Source organism: Flavobacterium covae, from assembly GCF_001534645.1.
Lineage (GTDB): Bacteria > Bacteroidota > Bacteroidia > Flavobacteriales > Flavobacteriaceae > Flavobacterium > Flavobacterium covae.
In genome coordinates, this window is sequence record NZ_CP013992.1 from 1,526,040 (window position 1) to 1,548,859 (window position 22,820).

A 22,820-nucleotide genomic window follows, 5' to 3' on the forward strand; every position below is an offset into this window, starting at 1 on the left:
TTTATCATACTCTTTATTTTGTTTAAAATTTACACTCTATCTTATTATAAAACCCTTAAAATCTGAATTTTACAATCCTTTTTTAGACGCATAAAAATTACTCATTAATGTTACAAAACTTACAATAGTAATAGTACTCAACGGCATTATGATAGCTGCTACGATAGGTAACAAATTACCTGTTACAGCATAACTTAACCCCACAACATTATATAGGAGTGATAATACAAAACTCATATAAATAGTTTTCATCGCATTTTTCGAATATTTCATAAAAAAATCAATCTTTGAAAATTGGGTAGCATCTAAAATCCCATCACAAGCAGGAGAAAACACATTTACATTTTCTGAAATAGCAATTCCTATATTACTTTGAGCCAATGCTCCAGCATCGTTTAATCCATCCCCTACCATCATCACATTATCCCCTCTTTTTTGAAGTTTTTCTATATATTGCAATTTTTCTTCTGGTTTTTGATTGAATACTAAACATGTAGAAGAAGGTAGCATTTTTTCTAAAATTTTCCTTTCGCCATCATTATCACCTGATAAAACGACTAATTTGTATCTCTTTGATAAATTTTCAAATAATTGTTCTAATCCTTCCCTATACTGATTGTTAAACACATAATTTCCTTTATATACTCCGTCAATTGCAACGTGGACTTTGGTTTTCTTATGAGTATTTTCACTCATGTGTTCTAAAAATTGTGAAGAGCCTAACTTAACCGAGCGTCCATTCAACTCAGCAAAAATTCCTTTACCTATTATTTCTTCAAAATAAGTAATTTCTATTTTTTCTTGAGTTGGAATAAAATCATATAACCTTCTGCTTAGAGGATGATTAGAAGTACGGAGTACGTTTTTTAAAAGTTTTAATTCATCATCATTAAATTCACTACCTTCATAAGTTATAGATGTCTTTTTGTTCGTTGTAATGGTTCCTGTTTTATCAAAAACAATTGTATCTACTTTTGCTAATTGTTCTATAACCGTAGCATTTTTCAAATAAAATTTTCTGTATCCCATTATACGAAGGACATTTCCTAATGTAAAAGGAGCGGTTAATGCTAATGCACAAGGACAAGCCACTATTAAAATTGCCGTAAAAACATTAAATGCTGTAGAAAGTTCTTGGAATATCCAAAAGGCAAAAGACACAAAGGCCAACAATAATAAAGCAGGTGTAAAATACTTACTAATAGTATCTGTAATTGTTTTGTATTTTTGTTCTACTCGTTTTTGAAAAACATCATTACTCCACAATTGTGTTAAATAACTTTGTGAAACTGAATGCAAAACTTCTATTTCTATAATTTTTCCTATTTGTTTTCCTCCTGCATATACCTTATCTCCTGATTTTTTCTTCATTGGTATTGCTTCTCCCGTAACAAAACTATAATCAATAGAAGCTTCTGACGAAATCAGAATACCATCCACAGGTATTAATTCTTGATTACGAATCAGTAATCGGTCTCCTTTGGTTATATCGTATACTTGAATAGGTTCTTCATTTCCATTCGTATTAATTTTAGTAATTGCAATTGGAAAATACGATTTGTAATCGCGCTCGAAAGACAAAAAGTTATATGTTTTTTGTTGAAATAACCTTCCTAATAACATAAAGAAAATCAACCCACACATACTATCAAAAAAACCTTGCCCATAATCAAAAACTATGTCAATTGTACTCCGTACAAACATTACTATAATTCCTAAAGCAATAGGAATATCTATATTTAACATTTTTGATCGAATGCTTTTCCAAGCAGACATATAATAACTCGAAGCTGAATAAAAAAAAGGAGGTAATGATAAAGCAAAAATCAACCATCTAAAAAATCCTTTATATTGCTCAATCCAAAACTCTCCTACCTCAAAATATTCTGGAAAAGAGAGTAACATGATATTGCCAAAGGAAAAAAAGGCAATACCAATTTTATAAATTAAAGTCCTATCTACTTCTTGTTTTTTATTTTCGTAATTTTCTAAACTAATATAAGGTTCGTAACCAATCTTACTGAGTATTTCAACAATTTCTTTTAAATTAATGATTTCTGGACTATAAGTAATTCTAACTTTCTTTTGATGAAAATTAACTTGCGAACTAACAATCCCTCTCATTAATTTTTGAAGATTTTCTAAAATCCAAATACAAGAACTACAATGTATATGAGGTATATACAAAGAAATAATATGAGTCCTTTCTTCTTCAAAATCTAATAATTTGGAAACTATTTTATCATCATTCAAAAAATTGTATTTCCCTTTTACATCTTGTGGGGTAGCTCCAGGAGATTTTTCGAAATCATAATAACAAATCAAATCATTTTGACTAAAAATCTCATATACTGTTTTACAGCCCACACAGCAAAAAGATCTATCTTCAAAATCAATTTTTTCTCTTTCTACAATATCATTTCCGCAATGGAAACAACTCATTTTATCCATAAATTTATTTGCTCTTTAAAACCTTTAACAAAATTCTTTCCTTATTCATAATTTTACTATGATATTTATCATACTTTAAATATCTTTGAACGCTGAATTTTGTGATATGAGCAAATGTGAACAATGTATCGTTAGACAATTCAGTTCTTTGAAGGCTCTAACAAAGGACGAATTATTACGAATGGCCGAATGTAAAACTTCGTATACCATTAAAAAAGGCGAACCTATCTTTGAAGAAGGCGAGATGACTAATGGAATCTTTTGTATAAAAGATGGAGTTTGTAAAATGACCAAACTAAGTACAAATGGCAAAGACCAAATTGTAAAACTAGTAAAAGCTGGTGAACTTTTAGGACAGCGATCTATGATTAGTGAAGAACCGGCTAATTTAAGTGCTGTTGCCTTAGAAGATATGGAAGTTTGTTTTGTTCCCAAAAGTGAAATATTAAAATTTTTTAATCAAAACAATCAGTTTTCTATGAATGTCATGAAAACAATATGTAGCGATTTAAAAGAGGCTGATGATCACATGGTCTCAATGGCTCAAAAAAGCGTAAAAGAACGTTTAGCCGAAACACTCCTCTATTTAGAAGAAACCTTTGGTAGCAATGAAGATGGTTCACTTCGTATCCAGCTCTCTCGCGAAGAATTAGCTGGTATGATAGGTACTGCCACCGAAAGCTGTATCAGATTACTTTCCGAATTAAACAAACAAGAATTAATCAGTATATCAGGAAAAAAAATAGCCATTAAAAATAAAAATCAATTACGAAAAATGGCAGAGTAAACTTTAAAATTATTATTTATTTTACTTTTTTTATCTAAAATATAAGAACTATCCTTATATAGAATAAAATAAAATTCTTATACCATTTAAACTTCCTCATAATATTTTTTTTAACCTTGAGAGTGTCCAAAAAGTTCGCAATCTTGTTCATTTCGACCAAAGGGAGAAATCACATAGTTCTGATTATAAGACTATTCCTTACATAGAAGAGACAAACTGCATGTTGATTTAGGCACTATCCTACAAAAGCAATAAAAATGAATGTTGGTTCTCGATGCGCTTCACACTCGAACTAATGATGATTTCAATTATATAATTCAAGTTGCTAGTTGATATTTATAAAAAACAAAGCAAAGGTTAAGTAATTTTGTTTTGTGAACCAAAAAAACAACACCAATGCTTTGCAAAGACAAAATTATATCAATTTTTTGTTTAATTGATGATATTTTAAAAGGAATTGAACATCCAGAAGATATAAGAAGACAGGTTAGCGATAGTGAAATTATTTTAACTGCGATTGTGTCATCGACAAGCTTTTATGTGTAATAGTTAATATTTAATCTGACAGTTACCAATTAAAGTATTAATTTTAAACAAAGATTAAATATGACAACAAATCAAAAAATAATAGGTAATAAAATTGGACTATTAAACTTAGCAAACAAATTAAAAAATGTATCAGAAGCTTGTAGGATTATGGGCTACAGTCGTGATAGTTTTTATCGTTTTCAAGAATTATATGAAACAGGAGGCGAATTAGCACTTCAAGAAATAAGTCGAAGCAAACCCATTATTAAAAATCGTGTTGAACCCTACATTGAGCAAAAAGTAGTAAGCATTGCTACAGATAATCCAGCTCTAGGTCAGCAAAGAGTGAGTAATGAATTGCGTAAAGAAGGCATTGTACTTTCTCCTGGAGGAGTTCGTTCGATTTGGCTTCGTAATGATTTAGAGACCTTTAAAAAGCGATTAAAAGCCTTAGAGACAAAAGTAGCAAAAGAAGGTTTGATTCTTACTGAATCACAAGTCGTAGCCATTGAAAAAGCTAAAGAAGAAAAAGAAGCTCACGGAGAAATAGAAACCGCTCATCCAGGTTATTTGGGAGCACAAGACACCTATTATGTTGGCACAATTAAAGGAGTAGGAAGAATTTACCAACAAACTTTCATAGACACTTATTCTAAAGTTGCTTTTGCAAAACTATACGACCAAAAAAATTCACTCGTAGCAGCAGATATGCTCAATGATAAAGTGCTCCCATTTTATCAAGAACAAGATGTTTCTTTACTTAGAATACTTACCGATAGAGGAACAGAGTATTGTGGTTCACAAGATCACGATTTTCAACTTTATCTAGCTATTGAAGACATAGATCATACTAAAACCAAAGCTAGAAGTCCTCAGACTAATGGTATTTGCGAACGTTTTCATAGAACTATACAAAATGAATTTTATGCCATAGCTTTTAGAAAAAAAGTTTATAACTCAATTGAACAACTTCAAATAGACCTTGACCTTTGGCTTATAGAATACAATCAAAACAGACCCCATTCTGGTAAGTTTTGTTATGGACAAACTCCTTTAAAAACTTTTTTAGATACCAAATATTTGGCAGATGAAAAAAACTTGAATAAATTGCATCAGAATCATTTTTTTCTTTCATCTGAAAAAGCCCCGCAGGAATTGAAAAAACAAACAATCTGACAAACTTAATTTAACTTACAACTGTCAGGTAAAGTAGTGGCTATTACATTTTATGGAAATCATAGTTCAGCTATAAAGTTTATGAAACAATATGGATTTATACCAAAGATGCTTGACAAGAGTAGATTTAATAGAAGATTACATAAAATTGGAAGTTTGCTTTATGAGTTATTTGAAATAATAAGTTCATATTTTAAAGATTTATGCTGTGAGATGCAGTATATCATAGATTCATTTCCAGTTGCTGTTTGCAATAATATGAGGATTTCGAACTGCAAAATCCTCAAAGAAGAAAAATGGCGAGGTTACACAGCAAGTATGCGAAATTATTTTTATGGACTTAAAGTACAATTACTTACCACAAAAAATGGAATCCCAATAGCTTTTCATTTTACACCAGGAAAAACAGCAGATGCAAAAGCACTAGGAAAAATGATTGACAAATTACCAGTAGAGGCTTCAATATATGGAGATAGTGCTTATACTGATTATAGTTTAGAGGATGCTGTATATGAGAGAAGATGTATTTCATTAAAAATTCAGCGTAAATCAAATGCTAAAAGAATGGATACTTTAGAACAAAAAAATGAAAAACTAAAAATGAGAAAAAGGGTAGAAACAACAATAAGCGATATTAAAAAAATGTTTCCAAGAACTATACATGCAATAACTTTAGAAGGTTTTCTAATAAAACTTACATTATTTGTCTTTGGCTTGCAATTAAATAAATCAATTAACTAGCAACTTGAATTATATACTCAACCCTTTGTTCGAGTTGTTTTAAAATAAAAAAAACAGATCGAGAATTTTACCTTTTAATCCAGTATATTTTAAGTTTTAATGGTATTATTTAGATTCAAAATCATTTTTACATTCAATAAACTTATAACATCTTTAATCTTACAATAAAAAACAAACCCCGTTTTGGGCTATTTTCACTCAAAACAGGGTTTAAATTCAAAAAAAACTTAATATTTAGGAAACTTTTTTCGTTTTACCTTTCTTATAAATAAGTATTTATATACAAAAAACAATCTTACATTAGAGATTAGTCTTTACCTCTATTTAACTTATTCTTAAAAAACGCTTTTAAAAATTAATTTATTTTATTAAAATCTTTTTTCTAATAGTGTATTGATCTGATTTTATATCTAGCAAATAAACTCCTTTAGGATTATCTGAAATATTAATTTCATCATTAGATGTTAAAGATTTGAATGATTTTTCAAAGACTAATTTACCTGAAACATCATATATAGCCATTTTTAAAGGTTCATTAATATTAACATTTAATCTAAAAACACCATTAGAAGGATTAGGAAAAACACCTCCTTTATTCACATCTAATTCATGATTTTCTAAAGCGAGCGTTCCGCTTGGTAAAGCTACTCTCCATATTCCTCTTCCATAAGTAGAAGCTGTTAAATTATTTTCAGAAGTATTAATTTTTAACTCTGTTATCTTAACTCTAGGTAGACCATTACTAAAAAGACTCCAAGAATTAGATTCTTCGTCAAAATAATATACCCCTAAATTTGTTCCTACATAAACAGAATTTTTTTCATTTCCTTGTGCAGCTATACAATAACTAACCGAATAAGGCAAATTATACGTTATATTTACCCAAGTCTTTCCTGAATCAGCTGTTTTATAAACCTTTGAACCGTATATTATATAAAAGATATTAGGATTTACAGGATTAAAACAAATTGCTACTAAAGTTTTTGCATACATCCCAGGAGCAGGAGGAAGATTAATAACCCTTGGGACCAAATTACCTGAACTATCTTTGTTTTCATCTGTATAAATTAATTCATCAAAATTAGGATTAGCAGCACTTTTTCTATAATACAACAACCTATTAGGATATAATGGATTAACTTTCATATTTCTTATATTATACCCATTAGAATTATTAGTTCTTGGTTGCCAAGACCTATTTTCTAATTCCTCTATTTCTTTCCAACCACCATAAATATTTCCCGCACTTGATATTTCAAGAGGAGTAACCCACTCTCCCCGTGGATGACTCACAACAAAAGAACCTTCTGCTTTTAAATTAAAATCATATTCATATAAATTTCCTCCATATTGTGTAAAACCGTATGCTAAATTAGGCATTACAGGATTTATTGCAGCATCCATACCATCTCCTCCATAGAAATTAACCCAAGTATCATTATCCGATATAAATCCCCCATTATCTTGTAAGCCTCCCACTAATCTAGAATTCGTAGATGGGGAAGTATCTATTTTATAAAACTGACTTATTTGTAAACCAAACGTTCTATTCACAAAAGTATTACCATTATCTTTAGAAATATAAATTCCACCATCTGATGATACATACACATTAGACCCTACTGTTCTTATATCATGAATATCCGCGTGTGTATATCGTTGATCTAAAACACTCCCCCAATGATTCAAAGAAGTAAAAGTTTTTCCTCCATCATTTGAACCCCATAAATTCAAACATCCCGTATAAACTAAATCTTTATTAGTTTGCGATACCGCCAATCCTAAATCATAATAGCTCTGGTAACTTTCTAAAACATTAGTTGAATCATTTTTAAGCGTAAACGTTTCTCCTGAATCAACTGACAAATAAACCCCTTTAAATCCATTTAAAACACCAGATGTATTAGCACCTAACAAATACAAATAATTAGAGTCCGCTTGAGTAGTTGCCATAATCATTTTTTTTACTCCCACAAAACTTTTCTTTAATTCCCAAGTCAAACCATTGTCAATACTCTTATAAATAAAAGTATCATCCCCATTTGAAGTAGAAGCATATACCACATTGGAGTCATTAGGCTTAAATGCAATCTGAAAAACAATCTCTTCCTCTGAAGTTTGCTCAAAAGTAAGCCCTCCATCCTGCGAACGATACACCCCTGAATTTGTCCCTACAATTACAACATTGCTATTATTAGGATCTATCAATATTGTTCTCCCATAATTTATATCCGTCAAACCCATTTTTATCCAAGTTTCACCCCCATCATTTGATTTATAAAGACCATCAAATCCTACATTTGCACCATCTGCATCTCCTGTCATTGCATATATAACGTTCGTATTGTTAGGATCTATCGCTAATCCTGAAATACCTATTGAATCAATAAAATCAGTTTTAGGAGACCAACTTAATCCTCCATCTGTAGATTTCCAAACACCTCCTGTAGCTGCTCCTATATAAATTACATTTTCATTAGTAGGATCCGTAACAGAACAGTTTACCCTACCCTGCCCTGTACTCCAAGAACCTTTATTAGTATATGTAAAAGGACCAACAGGTGTCCACAAATTATTTAATGCCTCTCTATAAACTTGATCACTTAAAGAAGGGCTTTCTTTAAATTCAACTTTCATCTTATTAATAGCACTCGAATTAGGTAAATAACCATTCTCATCTACCTCAAAACTTGCCATATATTTCCATCTCTGATATACCTTCCATCCACTCCCCTTTGCATTAATATCACGATTATTAAAAGATTCTTCCACTCTTCTATCAATTTCATCAAATTTAATAGTCTTATTTTCAATTGACTTATATAATTTTTGATTAAAAATAAAAGACTGTGAATAAAAATTAAAATTTAAAAACAATAATGTTGTTACTAAATAGTTTCTCATAATCTTGTTTGTTATTTTTACACAAAATAAACCAAAATAATAACTAATACTTTAAAAAAACGACGAAACGCACAAAAATCCTTTCAAGTGTTTTGAAATTCAAATTTCATTTTTCAAAAAGTAAATATTACATTTGCAATGACAAACACAACAACACACAACAATGATTCATTTTTTTGGTAACACAACCAACACTGTATTTGCTGTACAAACGCAAAACGAATTATCGACAGAAGATATCAACAAATTAAATTGGCTTTTTGGCAACGCACATAAAATAGAAAAATCCGTATTGGCGGATTTTTTTGTTGGTCCTCGTGCCGCTATGGTGACTCCTTGGAGTACCAATGCTGTTGAAATCACTCAAAATATGGGAATCTCTGGAATTATTCGTATCGAAGAATTCCAAAGGGTAACCGAAGATTTCGCTGATTTTGACCCCATGTTGTTACAAAAATACTCGGAGTTAAATCAAGATATTTATACCATCAATATTCAACCTGAAGCCATTATGGAAATTGAAGATATTGAAGCTTACAACCAACAGGAAGGTTTGGCTTTAAGTCCAGAAGAGGTGGAATATTTACATAATCTTTCGACTAAAATAGGTAGAAAATTAACCGATTCTGAAATTTTTGCTTTTTCACAAGCCAATTCAGAACACTGCCGTCACAAAATTTTCAACGGAACTTTTGTGATTGATGGTGAAGAACAACCTACTTCCCTATTCAAATTAATCAAAAAAACTTCTGAAACACATCCTAACGAAATTGTTTCAGCCTATAAAGACAACGTAGCTTTTGTAAAAGGACCTACTGCCGTTCAGTTTGCTCCAAAAAGTGCTGACAAACCTGATTTTTACCAAGAAAAGGAATTCGAATCGGTTTTATCCTTAAAAGCTGAAACCCACAACTTCCCTACCACGGTAGAACCTTTCAACGGTGCCGCTACAGGTTCTGGAGGTGAAATCCGTGACCGTTTAGCAGGTGGACAAGGTTCATTGCCCTTAGCTGGTACAGCGGTGTACATGACTTCTTACTCACGTTTAGAAGAAAATCGCCCTTGGGAAAATGCTATGGATGAAAGAGCTTGGTTGTACCAAACCCCTATGGATATTTTAATCAAAGCATCAAATGGTGCTTCCGATTTTGGAAATAAATTTGGTCAACCCCTTATTACGGGTTCGATTTTAACTTTTGAACACGAGGAAGAGGCTCGCAAATTAGGTTTCGATAAAGTAATCATGCAAGCGGGTGGTATAGGTTACGGAAAACTAGAACAAGCTAAAAAACACGAACCTAAAGCAGGCGACAAAATCGTTATTTTAGGAGGTGAAAATTATAGAATTGGTATGGGAGGTGCGGCGGTATCTTCTGCTGATACGGGTGCTTTTGGTTCGGGCATCGAATTAAACGCTATTCAACGTTCGAATCCAGAAATGCAAAAACGCGCGGCTAATGCTATCCGTGGTTTAGTTGAAAGTGACAACAACCCTATCGTTTCTATTCACGACCACGGTGCTGGTGGACACTTAAACTGTTTATCAGAATTAGTAGAAGCTACAGGTGGACATATCGATTTAGATAAATTACCAGTGGGTGACCCTACCCTTTCGGCAAAGGAAATCATCGGTAATGAATCGCAAGAACGTATGGGATTAGTCATTGGTGAAAAGGACATCGAAACTCTAAACCGTATTGCAGAAAGAGAACGTTCCCCTATGTACACTGTGGGTGATGTAACGAATGACAATCGTTTCACTTTCGAATCAAAAACAACAGGGGCAAAACCCATGGATTATGCGTTAGAGGATTTCTTTGGTAGTTCGCCTAAAACGATTTTGACGGATAAAAAGATTAATCGTAACTATTCAAATCCTGATTATACCGTTGCTGATGTTCCAAACTACTTAAACCAGATGCTACAGTTGGAAGCAGTCGCATGTAAAGACTGGTTAACCAACAAAGTTGACCGTTGTGTAGGCGGACGTGTAGCGAAACAACAATGTGCAGGACCGTTACAATTACCATTGAATAATGTGGGTGTAATGGCATTAGATTATAAAGGTAAAGAAGGTATTGCGACTTCAATTGGACACGCGCCAGTAGCCGCAATTGTTGACCCTGTGGCAGGTTCAAAAAATGCGATTGGTGAAGCATTATCTAACTTAGTTTGGGCGCCTTTAAAAGACGGATTACAATCGGTTTCCTTATCGGCGAACTGGATGTGGCCTTGTAAAAACGAAGGGGAAGATGCTCGTTTGTACGAAGCAGTAAAAGGTTGTTCAGATTTTGCTATCGAATTAGGCATCAATATCCCAACCGGTAAGGACTCGCTTTCTATGAAGCAAAAATACCCTAACGATGAAGTAATTGCACCAGGAACGGTAATTATTTCAGCTATGGGAAATTGCTCAAACATTACCAAAGTAGTTGAACCTGTACTTAAGAAAAACGGTGGTAACATTTACTATATCAACCTTTCACAAGATACTTTTAAATTAGGAGGTTCTTCTTTTTACCAAATTTTAAATAAGATTGGTAACGAAGTTCCAACGATGAAAGACGCTGTTTATGTACGTAAAGCATTTAACGAAATCCAACATCAAATCAAGGAAAGAAACATTAGTGCGGGACACGATGTAGGTAGCGGTGGTTTAATCACAACCTTACTTGAAATGTGTTTTGCAGATGTGAATGTGGGGGCAACCATCGATTTAACAATATTAAACGAAGCTGATACGGTAAAAGCGTTATTCAACGAAAATATTGGGTTGGTATTCCAGTCTAATTTAGGAGATGATGCCATCGATTTAGCTTTTTCAAAACGCAATGTAAAAGCATTCAAAATTGGAACCGTTACTGAAGGAAACACCGTTTCAATCAAAAACTTCAATGACCAATTCAATTTTGATGTGGCTCAGTTAAGAGATACTTGGTACAAAACTTCCTTCCTTTTAGATTCAAAACAATCTAAAAACGGAATGGCTCAAGAAAGATACACTAATTACAAAAACCAACCTTTACAGTTTGTTTTCCCTGAAAATTTCAGCGGTATGAAACCTGAAATTCCAGCAGCTGCGCGTCCTAAAGCGGCTATCATCCGTGAAAAAGGAAGTAATTCAGAGCGTGAAATGGCAAATGCGATGTACTTAGCTGGTTTTGATGTAAAAGACGTACACATGACCGACTTAATATCTGGTCGTGAAACTCTTGAAGATATCCAATTCATTGGTGCTGTGGGTGGTTTCTCCAACTCAGACGTATTAGGTTCGGCAAAAGGTTGGGCAGGTGCTTTCTTATACAACGAAAAAGCCAATACCGCTTTACAAAACTTCTTCAAACGAGAAGATACTTTGTCGGTTGGAATTTGCAACGGCTGTCAGTTGTTAATGGAATTAGAGCTAATCAATCCAGAACACGAAGTACACGGTAAAATGCACCACAACACGTCTAACAAACACGAAAGTGGCTTTACTTCGGTAAAAATCCAAAAGAATAACTCGGTAATGTTGTCTTCATTAGAAGGATTGACTTTAGGGGTTTGGATTTCGCACGGTGAAGGTAAATTCAAATTACCATATAGTGAGGACAAATACAACATTGTAGGTAAATATGCTTACGAAGGCTATCCAGCTAACCCTAATGGTTCTGACTATAATACGGCCATGCTTTGCGACACCACAGGACGTCACTTGGTAATGATGCCACATATTGAACGTTCTATATTCCCTTGGAACTGGGCGAATTACCCAGAAAGGGGTCAAAAAGACGAAGTTTCTCCTTGGTTAGAAGCTTTTGTGAATGCTAGAAAATGGATTGAAAATCAGAAATAAATAAAAGGAAAGCGGTTGTAAGACCGCTTTTTTTGTGGGGATTTTATATATTTGAGAATAAATACGTAACTTTTTAAGCTAAGTACAATTGGCAAAAAACCTTTAAAAAAATATTATGGAAATTTTTAAAACAGCAGAGTTTTGGTATTTTTTTATTCCAGTTATCATAAGTTTTGTAATTTATTTTTTAGACAAAAGTGTCAAAGACGAGAAAAAACATCTTTTAATTTTATTTAAATCAAATCAAACTATTTCAAAAAACATACAAGAAAAACTGCGAGGGTTTATTGTAGAATTTAGTGCTTCAAATGCAATCGCATTTCCTGAAAAAAATTTAACTTACGGAACTTGGCTTGAAATGATGTCCGAAGAATACAAAAAAAATCTTTCAGATGAATTATACGAATTCGCAAAAAAAGGAAAAATACCAAAACCAACATTACTCTCAATGACTGACTCATTAAATAGGCAAAATGAAGCTTTAAGATTGATGGAAATTGATATGGATTTAATAATAAAAAAGGCTAAGGAAGGAAGATAGTAACAATTTCAAATGTAGACAATAGTAGTGTCTTTTACATTTTAGGAATGAATTATTCTGTAAGCCTGTCATTTCGACCAAAGGGAGAAATCACATAAAGGGAATAAGACACTACTTAAATTTGATTATGTGACTCCTCCCAAGGTCGGAGTGACAAACTGGACAGTGATTTACTATAAAAAATTATTCGTAATCTTGTCATCCCGAGAAACGAGACTCGAACGAAGTGAATGGCGAAGCAAATCACATAAAGTGAGTAAGACACTACTTAAATTTGATTATGTGACTCCTCCCAAGATCTGAGTGACAAACTATACGGTTATTTTTCAGGAATGAGTTATTCGGTAATCTTGTCATCCCGACACAAGGAGGGATCACATAAAGTGAGTAACGCATAGCTAATAAAGTTTAACCTAGATTATGTGACTCCTCCTTGCGTCGGAGTGACAAACTAGACGGTTATTCATTTACTATAAAAATTATTCATAATCTTGTCATCCCGACGCAAGGAGGGATCACATAAAGTGAGTAACGCATAGCTAATAAAGTTTAACCTAGATTATGTGACTCCTCCTTGCGTCGGAGTGACAAACTATACGGTTATGTACTATAAAAAAATTATTCGTAATCTTGTCATTCCGACGCAAGGAGGAATCACATAAAGTAAACACAATGCTTTTAAAAAATTGACTTGGGTTATGTAACTCCTCCTTGCGTCGGAGTGACAAACTATACGGTTATGTACTATAAAAAAATTATTCGTAATCTTGTCATTCCGACGCAAGGAGGAATCACATAAAGTAAACACAATGCTTTTAAAAAATTGACTTGGGTTATGTAACTCCTCTTCCGCAGTGACAAACTCAATAACAAAAAATAACTTATAATATGGATCCATTCAATCCTCAAAAAGGTTTTCATACATATTATGTTTATATCATCACAAACGATTTTCGTTCGACCTTTTACATTGGAATAACAAACAATCTTAAACTCAGATTGGAACAACATAGATTAAACATAGAAATCGGTAATAAAACATTTGCAGCAAAATACAACTTAAAACATTTAGTTTATTACCAAACATTTACTTGGGTTCAAGAAGCGATAGCAAGAGAAAAAGAGTTAAAAAATTGGAGACGAGAGAAGAAATTAGAATTGATTAAAGAATTCAACCCTAGCTTTGAGTTTTTGAATCATTTTTTTGAATAACTGTATTAAATATTAAATTCTTTATGCGACTCCTCCTTGCGTCGGAGTGACAAACTGGACAGTGATTTTTTTTATTAAAATTTATTCGGTAAGCCTGTCATTTCGACCAAAGGGAGAAATCAAATAAAGTGAGTAAGACAATACTTGAATTTGATTATGTGACTACTCCTTGCATCGGAGTGACAAACTGGACGGTGATTTTTTTTATTAAAATTTATTCGGTAAGCCTGTCATTTCGACCAAAGGGAGAAATCAAATAAAGTGAGTAACACAATACTTGAATTAGATTATGCGACTCCTCCTTGCGTTCGTGACAAACTGAACATTTATTTATTTTTCCATAATCTTTTTAAGAATCTCAACAAAGCAACTTAAAATAAGTTTATATTTACAAAAAACTTTCAAAATGGGATTCGGACTTTTGTTTCTATTTATTCTAGTTTTATACTTAAAGACTAGTGACTTAAAAAAAGATGTTAACAACACTTTATCTGATATTAATAAATTAAAAAAGGAAAATAATTCGTTAAAAAAAGAATTAGAAAGTTTAAAGCTCAAACTTGAGAACGGTTTTATTACTCCAACACCTAGTATACCCGAAACTGAAAAACCTTTTGAAGTCACACAAGAACAAAAAATTGAAAGTGTTTCACGTATTGATATTGAATTTGTTCCTTCTGATACTATAGAAGAAAAACAAGTCGTGCCTGAACCTATTAACATTACAACCGAAGTAACTCCCGAGTTGATTACCTCAATTATTCCTGCCACACCTGATGAAAAAACAGAAGTAACTTCAATAGAAACCGATCAAGAAGTATTGTCAACAAAACCTGTTATCAATAAAATAGTTGAAGAAGAAAAAGAAACTGTTCCTTTTACAAAAGAACCTATTAAAGAGGAAGTTTATCAAGAAAGTGCTTTTTCAATTTTCTTAAAAAAAGCCGAAAAACAATTTGCAGACAATTGGACAGGAATTCTTGGAACTGCCATTATGGTTCTTGGAATTGGTTACTTAAGTATTTATACCGCTTTGAAAGTGTCGCCTTTTTTTAGAATCCTAATTTTATGGTTATATGCTGGCTTATTGATAGGTTCTTACTATATCTTAAAAAAGAAAGAAAAATGGATAAGTACAGGTTTATGGCTTCGAAGCGCAGGTGCCAGTTTGTTTTTATTTAGTTGTTTTGGTGCTTCCCAAATTGATTCTTTAAGTTTTATTTCCAATACAGCAATGGGTTATGCGTTTATTGGTCTTGGAATAGGTTTAAATTTATATATAGGTTACATCGTTAAAAAACAAACTTTTTTATCGCTACACGTTGTCTTGAGTATCTTAATACTTTGTGTGATTCCAGATAAATTATTAATTACATTCTTATTAGCAGCTATTACAGTTACAATAGGTATCATTCTTTCTTATAAAGAAAAATGGGAATATCACTTGTTAATAGTCATTATTGGTTTTGTGATATTCGATATTTGGTTCAATGCACAAGGAACAAAATTAACCACTACAGAAAACATTCTAGCTATTTTAGGTATCATTATGGTTGCAGGTAGTTGTGTATTTATGCAATACAGAGCCATTTATGAAAACTCTCATTTTGACAAACCTGCCTTTATTACCCATTTGACCAATTGGCTTTTGTTTGCAACGGGATTAGTATTACACGCGACGGGAAGTAAATTTAAAATAGTTGTATTATTCCTAGGCGCCCTAATTTGCTTTTTTATGGCACTCAAAGCGCGAAAGAAAAAAGTGTACTGGTTATATAATTTAGACGGTATGGTTTCTTTTATATTAGCCGGATTGAGCATTATTATGTTGAATGATTGGAATATAGGACTTGATATTATTGCTTTTATTCTTTATTGTCTTGTTCTCGTTTGTTTATTCATTGTACATAAAGAGAAGGAAGTTCTACTGCATAAAATATTACTAGGTGTTAATCATTTTATGGTTGTTGCTTTAATTATTTTCTTTTTATTATTAGAAACCAATAGTATTGCTCCAAACCAGAGTTTTAATATTTTATTTTCTTCTATCCTACTCTTTTGTATAGCGATAGCTGTACCTATAATTTCTCAGATAAAAAAAGAATTTCTAGAAGTTGATTCTCTTTTCCTAGAAAAAAGCATTAGCATCAATGGCCTATTAGCGATGATTGTTTCAACTATTATTGTTTTGAAATGCAATGCTTTATACGGAAAGGCTTTTTACTATGCTGTAATTGCATTTGCCGGAATATGGTTTGTTTTAAAATGGAAATTTAAGGCTAAAACTTTTGAAATAGGTAGCGTTATTTTTTACTTACTGACTATCGTAATTGGTCTCTTGCTAATTCAAGTACAAGATAAAACCTATCAAGATGGACTGTTTAGTTTTGGTTTATTAAGTATCATAGTCCTAAATTGGTACCAAAAAGAATTTTACAAGAACGATTTTTATATTCGCTTTTTCGGAATTATGGGGGTAAATATTTTACTACTAATCTTTAGTTTTAAATATCTAACTCATTTTGAAACACTTCAAATTTTGAGTTTGTTTGGTATTGCTTTATTAAATCACGAATTTCTTTGGATTTCTTATAAAAGAAAAAATCTTTGCAGTAAGAATCAAACGATTTTATATCTGTTCTACTTTTTATTTATAATCATAGGTACTATAACTTTTATTTTCAAAACAACTGCTTTTTCAAATGCAAACATAGGTTTTATCAGCATTGGAATTCTACTTATAGAATCCTATGTTTTATTTACAAAAAGATTTAGAAAAAACATAGGTGACAATTTACCTAATTGGGAAAAATTGAATGTTTTTAATACCGAGTTTATCATTATTACAACATTGATCTTTGGTATCTCTTGTTTAAAAATGACGTACTTACCTATATACGTTGCCTCTTTAGGAGTACTTTTCTTTATCGCTTTTCAAAAATTTTCAGAATGTAAACGCTTTTTAGTGTATTCATTTGCACTAACTGTAGTTGCTATTATTTTAATGGTATCTACAGCTTTAAATAATTCTACAAATGATTATTTTGTTTACCTATCTCAATTTATAACATTTGCAATTACTTTAGGATACTCGTATTTATATATCACAGATAAGAATTTACCTGAAGATAAAAATTACTCATTTGTTCTGCCTTATATTCAAAATATTGGTCTGTTATTTTTATTACTTATCCAATTACAGACCAATTGTATTTCTTTATTTTTAATGTTTTTAGCAATTAGCAATTATTTTATAATTACCCGATTCAAAGTAAAAACCCACCCTTTTACCATCTCTGCAATTGGTTTACTTTCTATTGCTACATCTTTATATTATAGTGTGTATAAATGGAATCATTTTAGCCTGATTGATTGGTTTTTACAATTAGGAGCGATTGCCCTTGGGGTAGTATTAATTGGTTTATTAAATAAAACAGAAAAAGTTGAAGCGCAAAAATCGTATAATCAAATTATCGTAAACACTTGGTTATCTTTTATTATGTTTTCTCAATTAGAACATCAATGGTTGCCTATTTTTTGGTGTGTCGTAGCTATACTAAATCTGTACTTGTATTATAAGAAAATTAGCAAAGTTAAAAACATCCATTTTGTATATTATTTGTTAGCCAATTTGCATCTTGCTTTCTTTAGTTTTAACTTTTATGAAACTAGATTTTTAATCTTTTATCTGTTACTATTTATTTTACTAGCTGTTTATATATATCTGAGTTATAAATGGGCCGAAGAATTTAAACAAAAAAACAGCCTGTTGATTTACCCTGCTACATTAAGTATAGGTTGCTTTTTATATTTGACATTTGATAAAGGAATATTAACCTTCTTCTGGATATTAGAAGCTTTAGGATTGCTTATTTTAGGAATTGCTTTGAAAGAGAAATATTTCCGATATGTATCGCTTTCTTTGGTTGGTTTGTGTATTATCCGACTGATGTTCTTTGATTTATCAAATGCTGACTTCCTGATTAGAGCTTTAGTCTTACTGGGCGTAGGTGTGGTATTGCTAGTAATGAATACTTTATTTAAAAAATATAAGGATAGGTTTGACTAAAATTAGTTTTTATGTGAATGATTTTATTTAAAACTAATATATTACTTATTTTAAGAGAGAGGAATATATTTTTCTATTTTTAAAAAAAGATTAGAGAAGATTAAATTAATAGGAATAGATTTTTATATAATAGTCTTTTGATAATCTACAGGCAAGTCAATAAATTAAGATTTTGAGGTAATAATATTACTTCATAAAATTTTATTAGTTTTGTATAGATGACGGAAAAAAATTTATATATCATCTCGGGTTGTAATGGTGCTGGAAAAACCACTGTATCTTTTGCCATATTGCCTGAAATTTTAGATTGTAAAGAATTTGTAAATGCAGATGAAATAGCAAAAGGACTCTCTCCTTTTCAACCTGAAAAAGTAGCCTTTGAAGCGGGTAGAATTATGCTTCACAGAATAAATGAGTTATTTATACAGAATGAAAGTTTTGCTTTTGAAACTACCTTATCAACAAGAAGCTATAAAAATAAAATAATTGAGGCTAAGAATGAAAATTATAATGTAACTTTGTTGTTCTTTTGGTTAAGAACAATAGAGTTAGCAAAAGAGAGAGTAAAAACAAGGGTAAAAGAAGGAGGGCATAATATACCTGAATATATTATAGAAAGAAGGTACAAAAAGGGTATCTTTAATTTATTTGATATTTATTTACCTATTGTAGAACAAGTCCTTATATTTGATAATTCAGAAGGAAATCATCAATTAATAGCTGAAAAATCAAGTAATGATGAATTAAATATCATAGATCTTAAAAAGTTCAACGAAATTAAAAATATTTATGACCAAAGAAGCTAAAATTGAACGTCGTAACAATATTATAAAAGGATTGGCTATAGCCTACCAAAAAATGTTAGAATTTAAGAAAGAACGAAATAGTGAGCTCGTTATCATTAAGGATGATAAAATTGTAAAAATTAAATTATAAAAAATATTTTTATTTTATGATTTAACTCTGAAAATCTAAGATTTTATTTCATATCGTTTTAAACTCAGATTAAAATAGACTCAGGCTGAAATCTATAGACAAGGCAGGTTCGCTCTTCCTTTATTTTTGTTTTTAAATAATTATCAGATATGATATTCAGATTAATAATTATCTAATAAAAAAACCTAACAACCATTATTGTTAGGTTTTTTTAGGCACATTCATAATTACCCAAACACTTGCATATCAACAAAATAAGTATTATTTTAGAAGAAACAAACCCCGAAATTGCTCAAAAAGAGTCAAAAACGGGGTTTTTCTTTAAATGCTATGCCAAAAATAATACGTTTAAGCGAATTTCAATACCAAATTCCATTTTTTACTATCAATAAAGATTTTGATGGTTTTTACGCCCAATTTTTAAAAACAGATTTGGGTAAAATTTATCTTTCGATGCCTTTTTCAGAGCTTGCTCAAGCCTTCAAACTGAAAGATTCTCAAAAAGGGACTCATTGTTATTTTAGTCCTAAAGGCAAAATTGCTCTGATGATGCTTAAAAACTACTACGGTTGTTCGGATAAAAAGTTGATTGAACTTCTCAATGGAAATATCTTTATGCAATTTTTTTGTGATATTCTGATTCCGATTGATAAACCTTTGAAAAACTTTAAAATCGTGAGTCAAATCAGAATGGAGCTATCCAAGACTTTAACCATTGGCAAAGCTCAAGAAGTACTAGCTAAGAACTGGATTCCTTATATGGGAGATTTAGATAAAATGCTTACGGATGCTACTTGTTACGAGAGTGAAGTACGCTTTCCTACGAACCAGAAATTGCTTTGGGAGTGTGTACAGTGGAATTATAAGCAAATGGAAGCTTTGTGTCATTTGTTTAAAATAAAACTACCAAGAACTAAATATTTAGATTGGTGTAAGCGATACAATCAATATTCAAAAAAGAGAAAAAAACAATCAAAACATCGCACAAAAGTTACCCGAGGTTTACTTAAATTATTATACAAACTCAATGGCGAACTTAGCCGTATTGAAGCACAAAATCCGTTTGAAGCCACTACAAAATATAGCAAACAGCGCCTGATTATCAAACAAGTATACAAACAACAAATTCAGATATTTAAAACTGGTAAAAGTGTTCCAGACAGGATTGTAAGTATTAGCAAAAGTTATATCCGCCCAATTGTTCGCGGGAAAGAAGTAAAGCAAGTTGAATTTGGAGCCAAAGTAAACAAAATTCAAATCGATGGCATTAACTTCATCGAACACATTCAATATCGAGCTTTCAACGAAGGAACTCGTCTGCAAAGCAGTGTTTTTTGCGCTCAGAATTTAACTAAAACAAAAGTAAAAATACTTGGAGCCGATGCCATTTATGCTACCAATAAAAATCGAACCTTCACGTCTACCAATACTATCCAAACCGATTTTGTACGTAAAGGAAAAGCTGGAAAAAATGAAGAACAACGCAAAATTTTAGCGCAACACATCAAGAAAGAACGAGCTACTCGACTAGAAGGAAGTTTTGGCAAGGAGAAGGAACATTACCATCTCAAGAAAATCAAAGCCAAAACCCAAAAAAGTGAGATCCTTTGGATTTTCTTTGGCATTCACACAGCCAATGCATTAGAAATAGGGAGACGGATTTATCTACAACAGCAAACTTTAGTAGCATAAAAAAAATGTAAGACCAGCATCATAGGGGAACGTGCGTCGTGTTGCGACCCAAAAACCTATTTTTAAACATTTGAATCCTTTAAAAAACAAAAATGACCCAAATTTGTAAATCAAAATGGGTCATTGTTTTATTTTTTTACAAAAGTGAGGTTACTTCTGAATGTGCCTTTTTATTTTAAAAATTTGAAATCCCTTTTTTAAATTTTTAAAATATCTATAATATGTATACTTGTTTTGTAATAGTTGCTCTTCCCCAATTATAGTTAGGAGGAGATGAGGACCACATATTAAAAAGGAAATTAGAATTAAAAGATGAATAATATTCTATATAACCATTAAGAGAATAGGTAATATTTACTGGAGAAGCTCCAGTGGTTAACTTTTCTATGTATGTATTAGTAATAGTTGCCATGTTTGCAGTGGAGCCATTTAATGGTGCAGTTTCATAATTATTTACAATTGTTGATTTCCTAGAGCCAGCTTCTGCTTCAGTTCCATTCTTTAAAAATCGAACGCCATAGTATCCTACTACTTCTTGTTTAGGAAAATTTGAAATTCCTATAGGAACGGAATAGTTTATAATAATTATACAGTTTTTATTTGCAGGAAGGCTAATATTAGTTGACAAACCTAAATTCAAATTATTAACTATACCAGGAGCTGCTATTGAATAATTAACAGGATTTGAAGCTACAACTCCATCTACATCTGAGAGAAGATGTGTATTAAATGTTCCTATATTTCCATTACTATCACTCGTAAGTATTTGAGTTGAACTTGTGGTAACAGGAATATTGCGAATTCGTAAATTTCCATTTACATCTAATGTGGAAGTAGGAGAAGAAGTTCCTATTCCTAAATTACCCGCACTTGTCACTCTTAATCTTTCAACATTATTGGTTCTTGTTACAAAGTCATTTGCATTTGTTGTTCCTATAAAATTAGTGTTTGGATTCGTATTATTGTTACCTAAAATACTCCAATTGGTAGGTGTAGATGTATTTTGATTGGTTAATAATAACCATTTAGTACCATCCCAATAATAAAAACCTGGTATTACATCATTTGGGGTTACACCTGCTGTTACAGTATTATAAACTATAGTACCTGCTACAATTGAGCCTCCTTGTGGATTTAACACGGGAGCTTCAATATTTGATGCCATCAATTCTACTCTTGGAGGTATTAACCCGCTTGTATTAGAACTAATATCTAATATTCCTTGGGGGGTTACAGTCCCAATTCCCACTTGTCCATTAATTAATATAGAACTTAAAATAATAAAAATTAACAATAGTCTTTTTTTCATCCCTCTTACATTTAAAATCATTTACAAATTTAATAAATTAAGATTGTTTTAGGTAATTTATAACAAAAATATTAGAGTTATCACTCTAAATATCAGTATTTTACTACAAAAACACTCTTGTATATAAAATCAAAATCAATAATCGTACCAAAAAATATAATACAAAAAATATCATTTAAACTTAAAATATACTGGATTAAAAATAAAGTTCTCGATACGTTTTTCATTTTAAAACAACTCGAACAAACGGTTGAGTATATAATTGAAATCATCGTTAGTTCGAGCGCGAAGCGAATTGAGAACCAACACTAGTTTCTATTGCTTTTGTAGGATAGTGCCTAAATCAACATGCAATTTATAACTCCTACGTAAGGAGGTGTCTCATAATCAAGATTATGTAATTTATCCTTTAGTCGAAATGAACAAGATTGCGAACTTTTTGTACAGTCTCAAGGATAAAAAATAGTATTATGAGGAAATTTCAAAGTTTAAATCGTATAAGACTTTGCTTAAAAAAATATTTTATGAATTATTATATATTTTAATAAAATTAAAATAAGCTCAAATAGTTTTTAACTCTTCTGAAATAGTACAAAAAGATAATACAAACAATGTTACTTATAGAGAAGAATTTTTAAT

General features: G+C 31.3%; 12 protein-coding genes and 2 pseudogenes. 11 read left to right on the top strand and 3 right to left on the bottom strand.

Annotated features, from left to right (window positions below):
* Positions 1-69 precede the first annotated feature (69 nt).
* Positions 70-2,451, bottom strand: a complete 2,382-nt coding sequence (locus tag AWN65_RS06835) for a heavy metal translocating P-type ATPase (RefSeq protein WP_060382484.1) — start codon at positions 2,449-2,451, stop codon at positions 70-72.
* 106 nt (positions 2,452-2,557) lie between these two features.
* Between AWN65_RS06835 and AWN65_RS06840 the strand changes: the two genes are divergently transcribed.
* The 4 genes and pseudogenes from AWN65_RS06840 to AWN65_RS06850 all read left to right on the top strand — a co-directional run.
* The gene (locus tag AWN65_RS06840) at positions 2,558-3,238 is read left to right on the top strand and encodes a Crp/Fnr family transcriptional regulator (RefSeq protein WP_060382485.1); all 681 of its coding nucleotides are present in this window, start codon (positions 2,558-2,560) and stop codon (positions 3,236-3,238) included.
* Positions 3,239-3,634: 396 nt separating this feature from the next.
* Positions 3,635-3,778 (top strand): annotated as a pseudogene (locus tag AWN65_RS14560) (IS982 family transposase); the annotation flags it as partial.
* Positions 3,779-3,844: 66 nt separating this feature from the next.
* Positions 3,845-4,942, top strand: a complete 1,098-nt coding sequence (locus AWN65_RS06845; protein ID WP_060382253.1) for an IS481 family transposase — start codon at positions 3,845-3,847, stop codon at positions 4,940-4,942.
* Positions 4,943-4,984: 42 nt separating this feature from the next.
* Positions 4,985-5,683, top strand: a pseudogene (locus AWN65_RS06850) (IS982 family transposase); the annotation flags it as partial.
* 360 nt (positions 5,684-6,043) lie between these two features.
* Here AWN65_RS06850 and AWN65_RS06855 read toward each other — a convergent pair.
* Entirely contained in the window at positions 6,044-8,587 is a 2,544-nt protein-coding gene (locus AWN65_RS06855) for a T9SS type A sorting domain-containing protein (RefSeq protein WP_060382487.1), read from the bottom strand.
* A gap of 163 nt (positions 8,588-8,750) precedes the next feature.
* Between AWN65_RS06855 and purL the strand changes: the two genes are divergently transcribed.
* The 7 genes from purL to AWN65_RS15200 all read left to right on the top strand — a co-directional run bounded on the left by purL (position 8,751) and on the right by AWN65_RS15200 (position 20,872).
* A complete protein-coding gene (purL, locus tag AWN65_RS06860) occupies positions 8,751-12,422 on the top strand; it encodes a phosphoribosylformylglycinamidine synthase (RefSeq protein ID WP_060382488.1) in 3,672 nt (1,223 codons plus the stop codon).
* A 115-nt stretch (positions 12,423-12,537) separates the two neighbouring features.
* Positions 12,538-12,963 carry a hypothetical protein gene (locus AWN65_RS06865; protein ID WP_060382489.1) on the top strand — a complete coding sequence of 142 codons (426 nt, stop codon included), beginning with the start codon at positions 12,538-12,540 and terminating at the stop codon, positions 12,961-12,963.
* 888 nt (positions 12,964-13,851) lie between these two features.
* Complete coding sequence (locus tag AWN65_RS06870; protein WP_060382490.1) at positions 13,852-14,175, top strand: GIY-YIG nuclease family protein; 324 nt, start codon at positions 13,852-13,854, stop codon at positions 14,173-14,175.
* 406 nt (positions 14,176-14,581) lie between these two features.
* The gene (locus AWN65_RS06875; protein ID WP_060382491.1) at positions 14,582-18,244 is read left to right on the top strand and encodes a hypothetical protein; all 3,663 of its coding nucleotides are present in this window, start codon (positions 14,582-14,584) and stop codon (positions 18,242-18,244) included.
* Between the two features lie 218 nt (positions 18,245-18,462).
* On the top strand, positions 18,463-19,050 hold the full coding sequence (locus AWN65_RS06880; protein WP_060382492.1) for a zeta toxin family protein: 588 nt from the start codon (positions 18,463-18,465) through the stop codon (positions 19,048-19,050).
* Positions 19,034-19,180, top strand: coding sequence for a hypothetical protein (locus tag AWN65_RS15035; protein WP_163444449.1), 147 nt, complete (start codon positions 19,034-19,036; stop codon positions 19,178-19,180). Before AWN65_RS06880 ends, AWN65_RS15035 begins: the two co-directional genes overlap by 17 nt.
* A 330-nt stretch (positions 19,181-19,510) precedes the next feature.
* Complete coding sequence (locus AWN65_RS15200) at positions 19,511-20,872, top strand: hypothetical protein (protein WP_063744209.1); 1,362 nt, start codon at positions 19,511-19,513, stop codon at positions 20,870-20,872.
* Between the two features lie 214 nt (positions 20,873-21,086).
* On the opposite strand, the gene AWN65_RS06890 is transcribed toward AWN65_RS15200, so the two are convergent.
* Complete coding sequence (locus tag AWN65_RS06890) at positions 21,087-22,181, bottom strand: hypothetical protein (RefSeq protein WP_123861994.1); 1,095 nt, start codon at positions 22,179-22,181, stop codon at positions 21,087-21,089.
* Between the last annotated feature and the right edge of the window lie 639 nt (positions 22,182-22,820).

Bases quoted from the DNA above. Each gene is read 5' to 3' on its own strand.
- AWN65_RS15035 (WP_163444449.1), top strand. From the start codon at position 19,034: ATGACCAAAGAAGCTAAAATTGAACGTCGTAACAATATTATAAAAGGA.
- AWN65_RS06840 (WP_060382485.1), top strand. From the start codon at position 2,558: ATGAGCAAATGTGAACAATGTATCGTTAGACAATTCAGTTCTTTGAAG.
- AWN65_RS06855 (WP_060382487.1), bottom strand. From the start codon at position 8,587: ATGAGAAACTATTTAGTAACAACATTATTGTTTTTAAATTTTAATTTT.
- purL (WP_060382488.1), top strand. From the start codon at position 8,751: ATGATTCATTTTTTTGGTAACACAACCAACACTGTATTTGCTGTACAA.
- AWN65_RS15200 (WP_063744209.1), top strand. From the start codon at position 19,511: ATGCCAAAAATAATACGTTTAAGCGAATTTCAATACCAAATTCCATTT.
- AWN65_RS06845 (WP_060382253.1), top strand. From the start codon at position 3,845: ATGACAACAAATCAAAAAATAATAGGTAATAAAATTGGACTATTAAAC.
- AWN65_RS06875 (WP_060382491.1), top strand. From the start codon at position 14,582: ATGGGATTCGGACTTTTGTTTCTATTTATTCTAGTTTTATACTTAAAG.
- AWN65_RS06870 (WP_060382490.1), top strand. From the start codon at position 13,852: ATGGATCCATTCAATCCTCAAAAAGGTTTTCATACATATTATGTTTAT.
- AWN65_RS06890 (WP_123861994.1), bottom strand. From the start codon at position 22,181: ATGAAAAAAAGACTATTGTTAATTTTTATTATTTTAAGTTCTATATTA.
- AWN65_RS06835 (WP_060382484.1), bottom strand. From the start codon at position 2,451: ATGGATAAAATGAGTTGTTTCCATTGCGGAAATGATATTGTAGAAAGA.
- AWN65_RS06865 (WP_060382489.1), top strand. From the start codon at position 12,538: ATGGAAATTTTTAAAACAGCAGAGTTTTGGTATTTTTTTATTCCAGTT.
- AWN65_RS06880 (WP_060382492.1), top strand. From the start codon at position 18,463: ATGACGGAAAAAAATTTATATATCATCTCGGGTTGTAATGGTGCTGGA.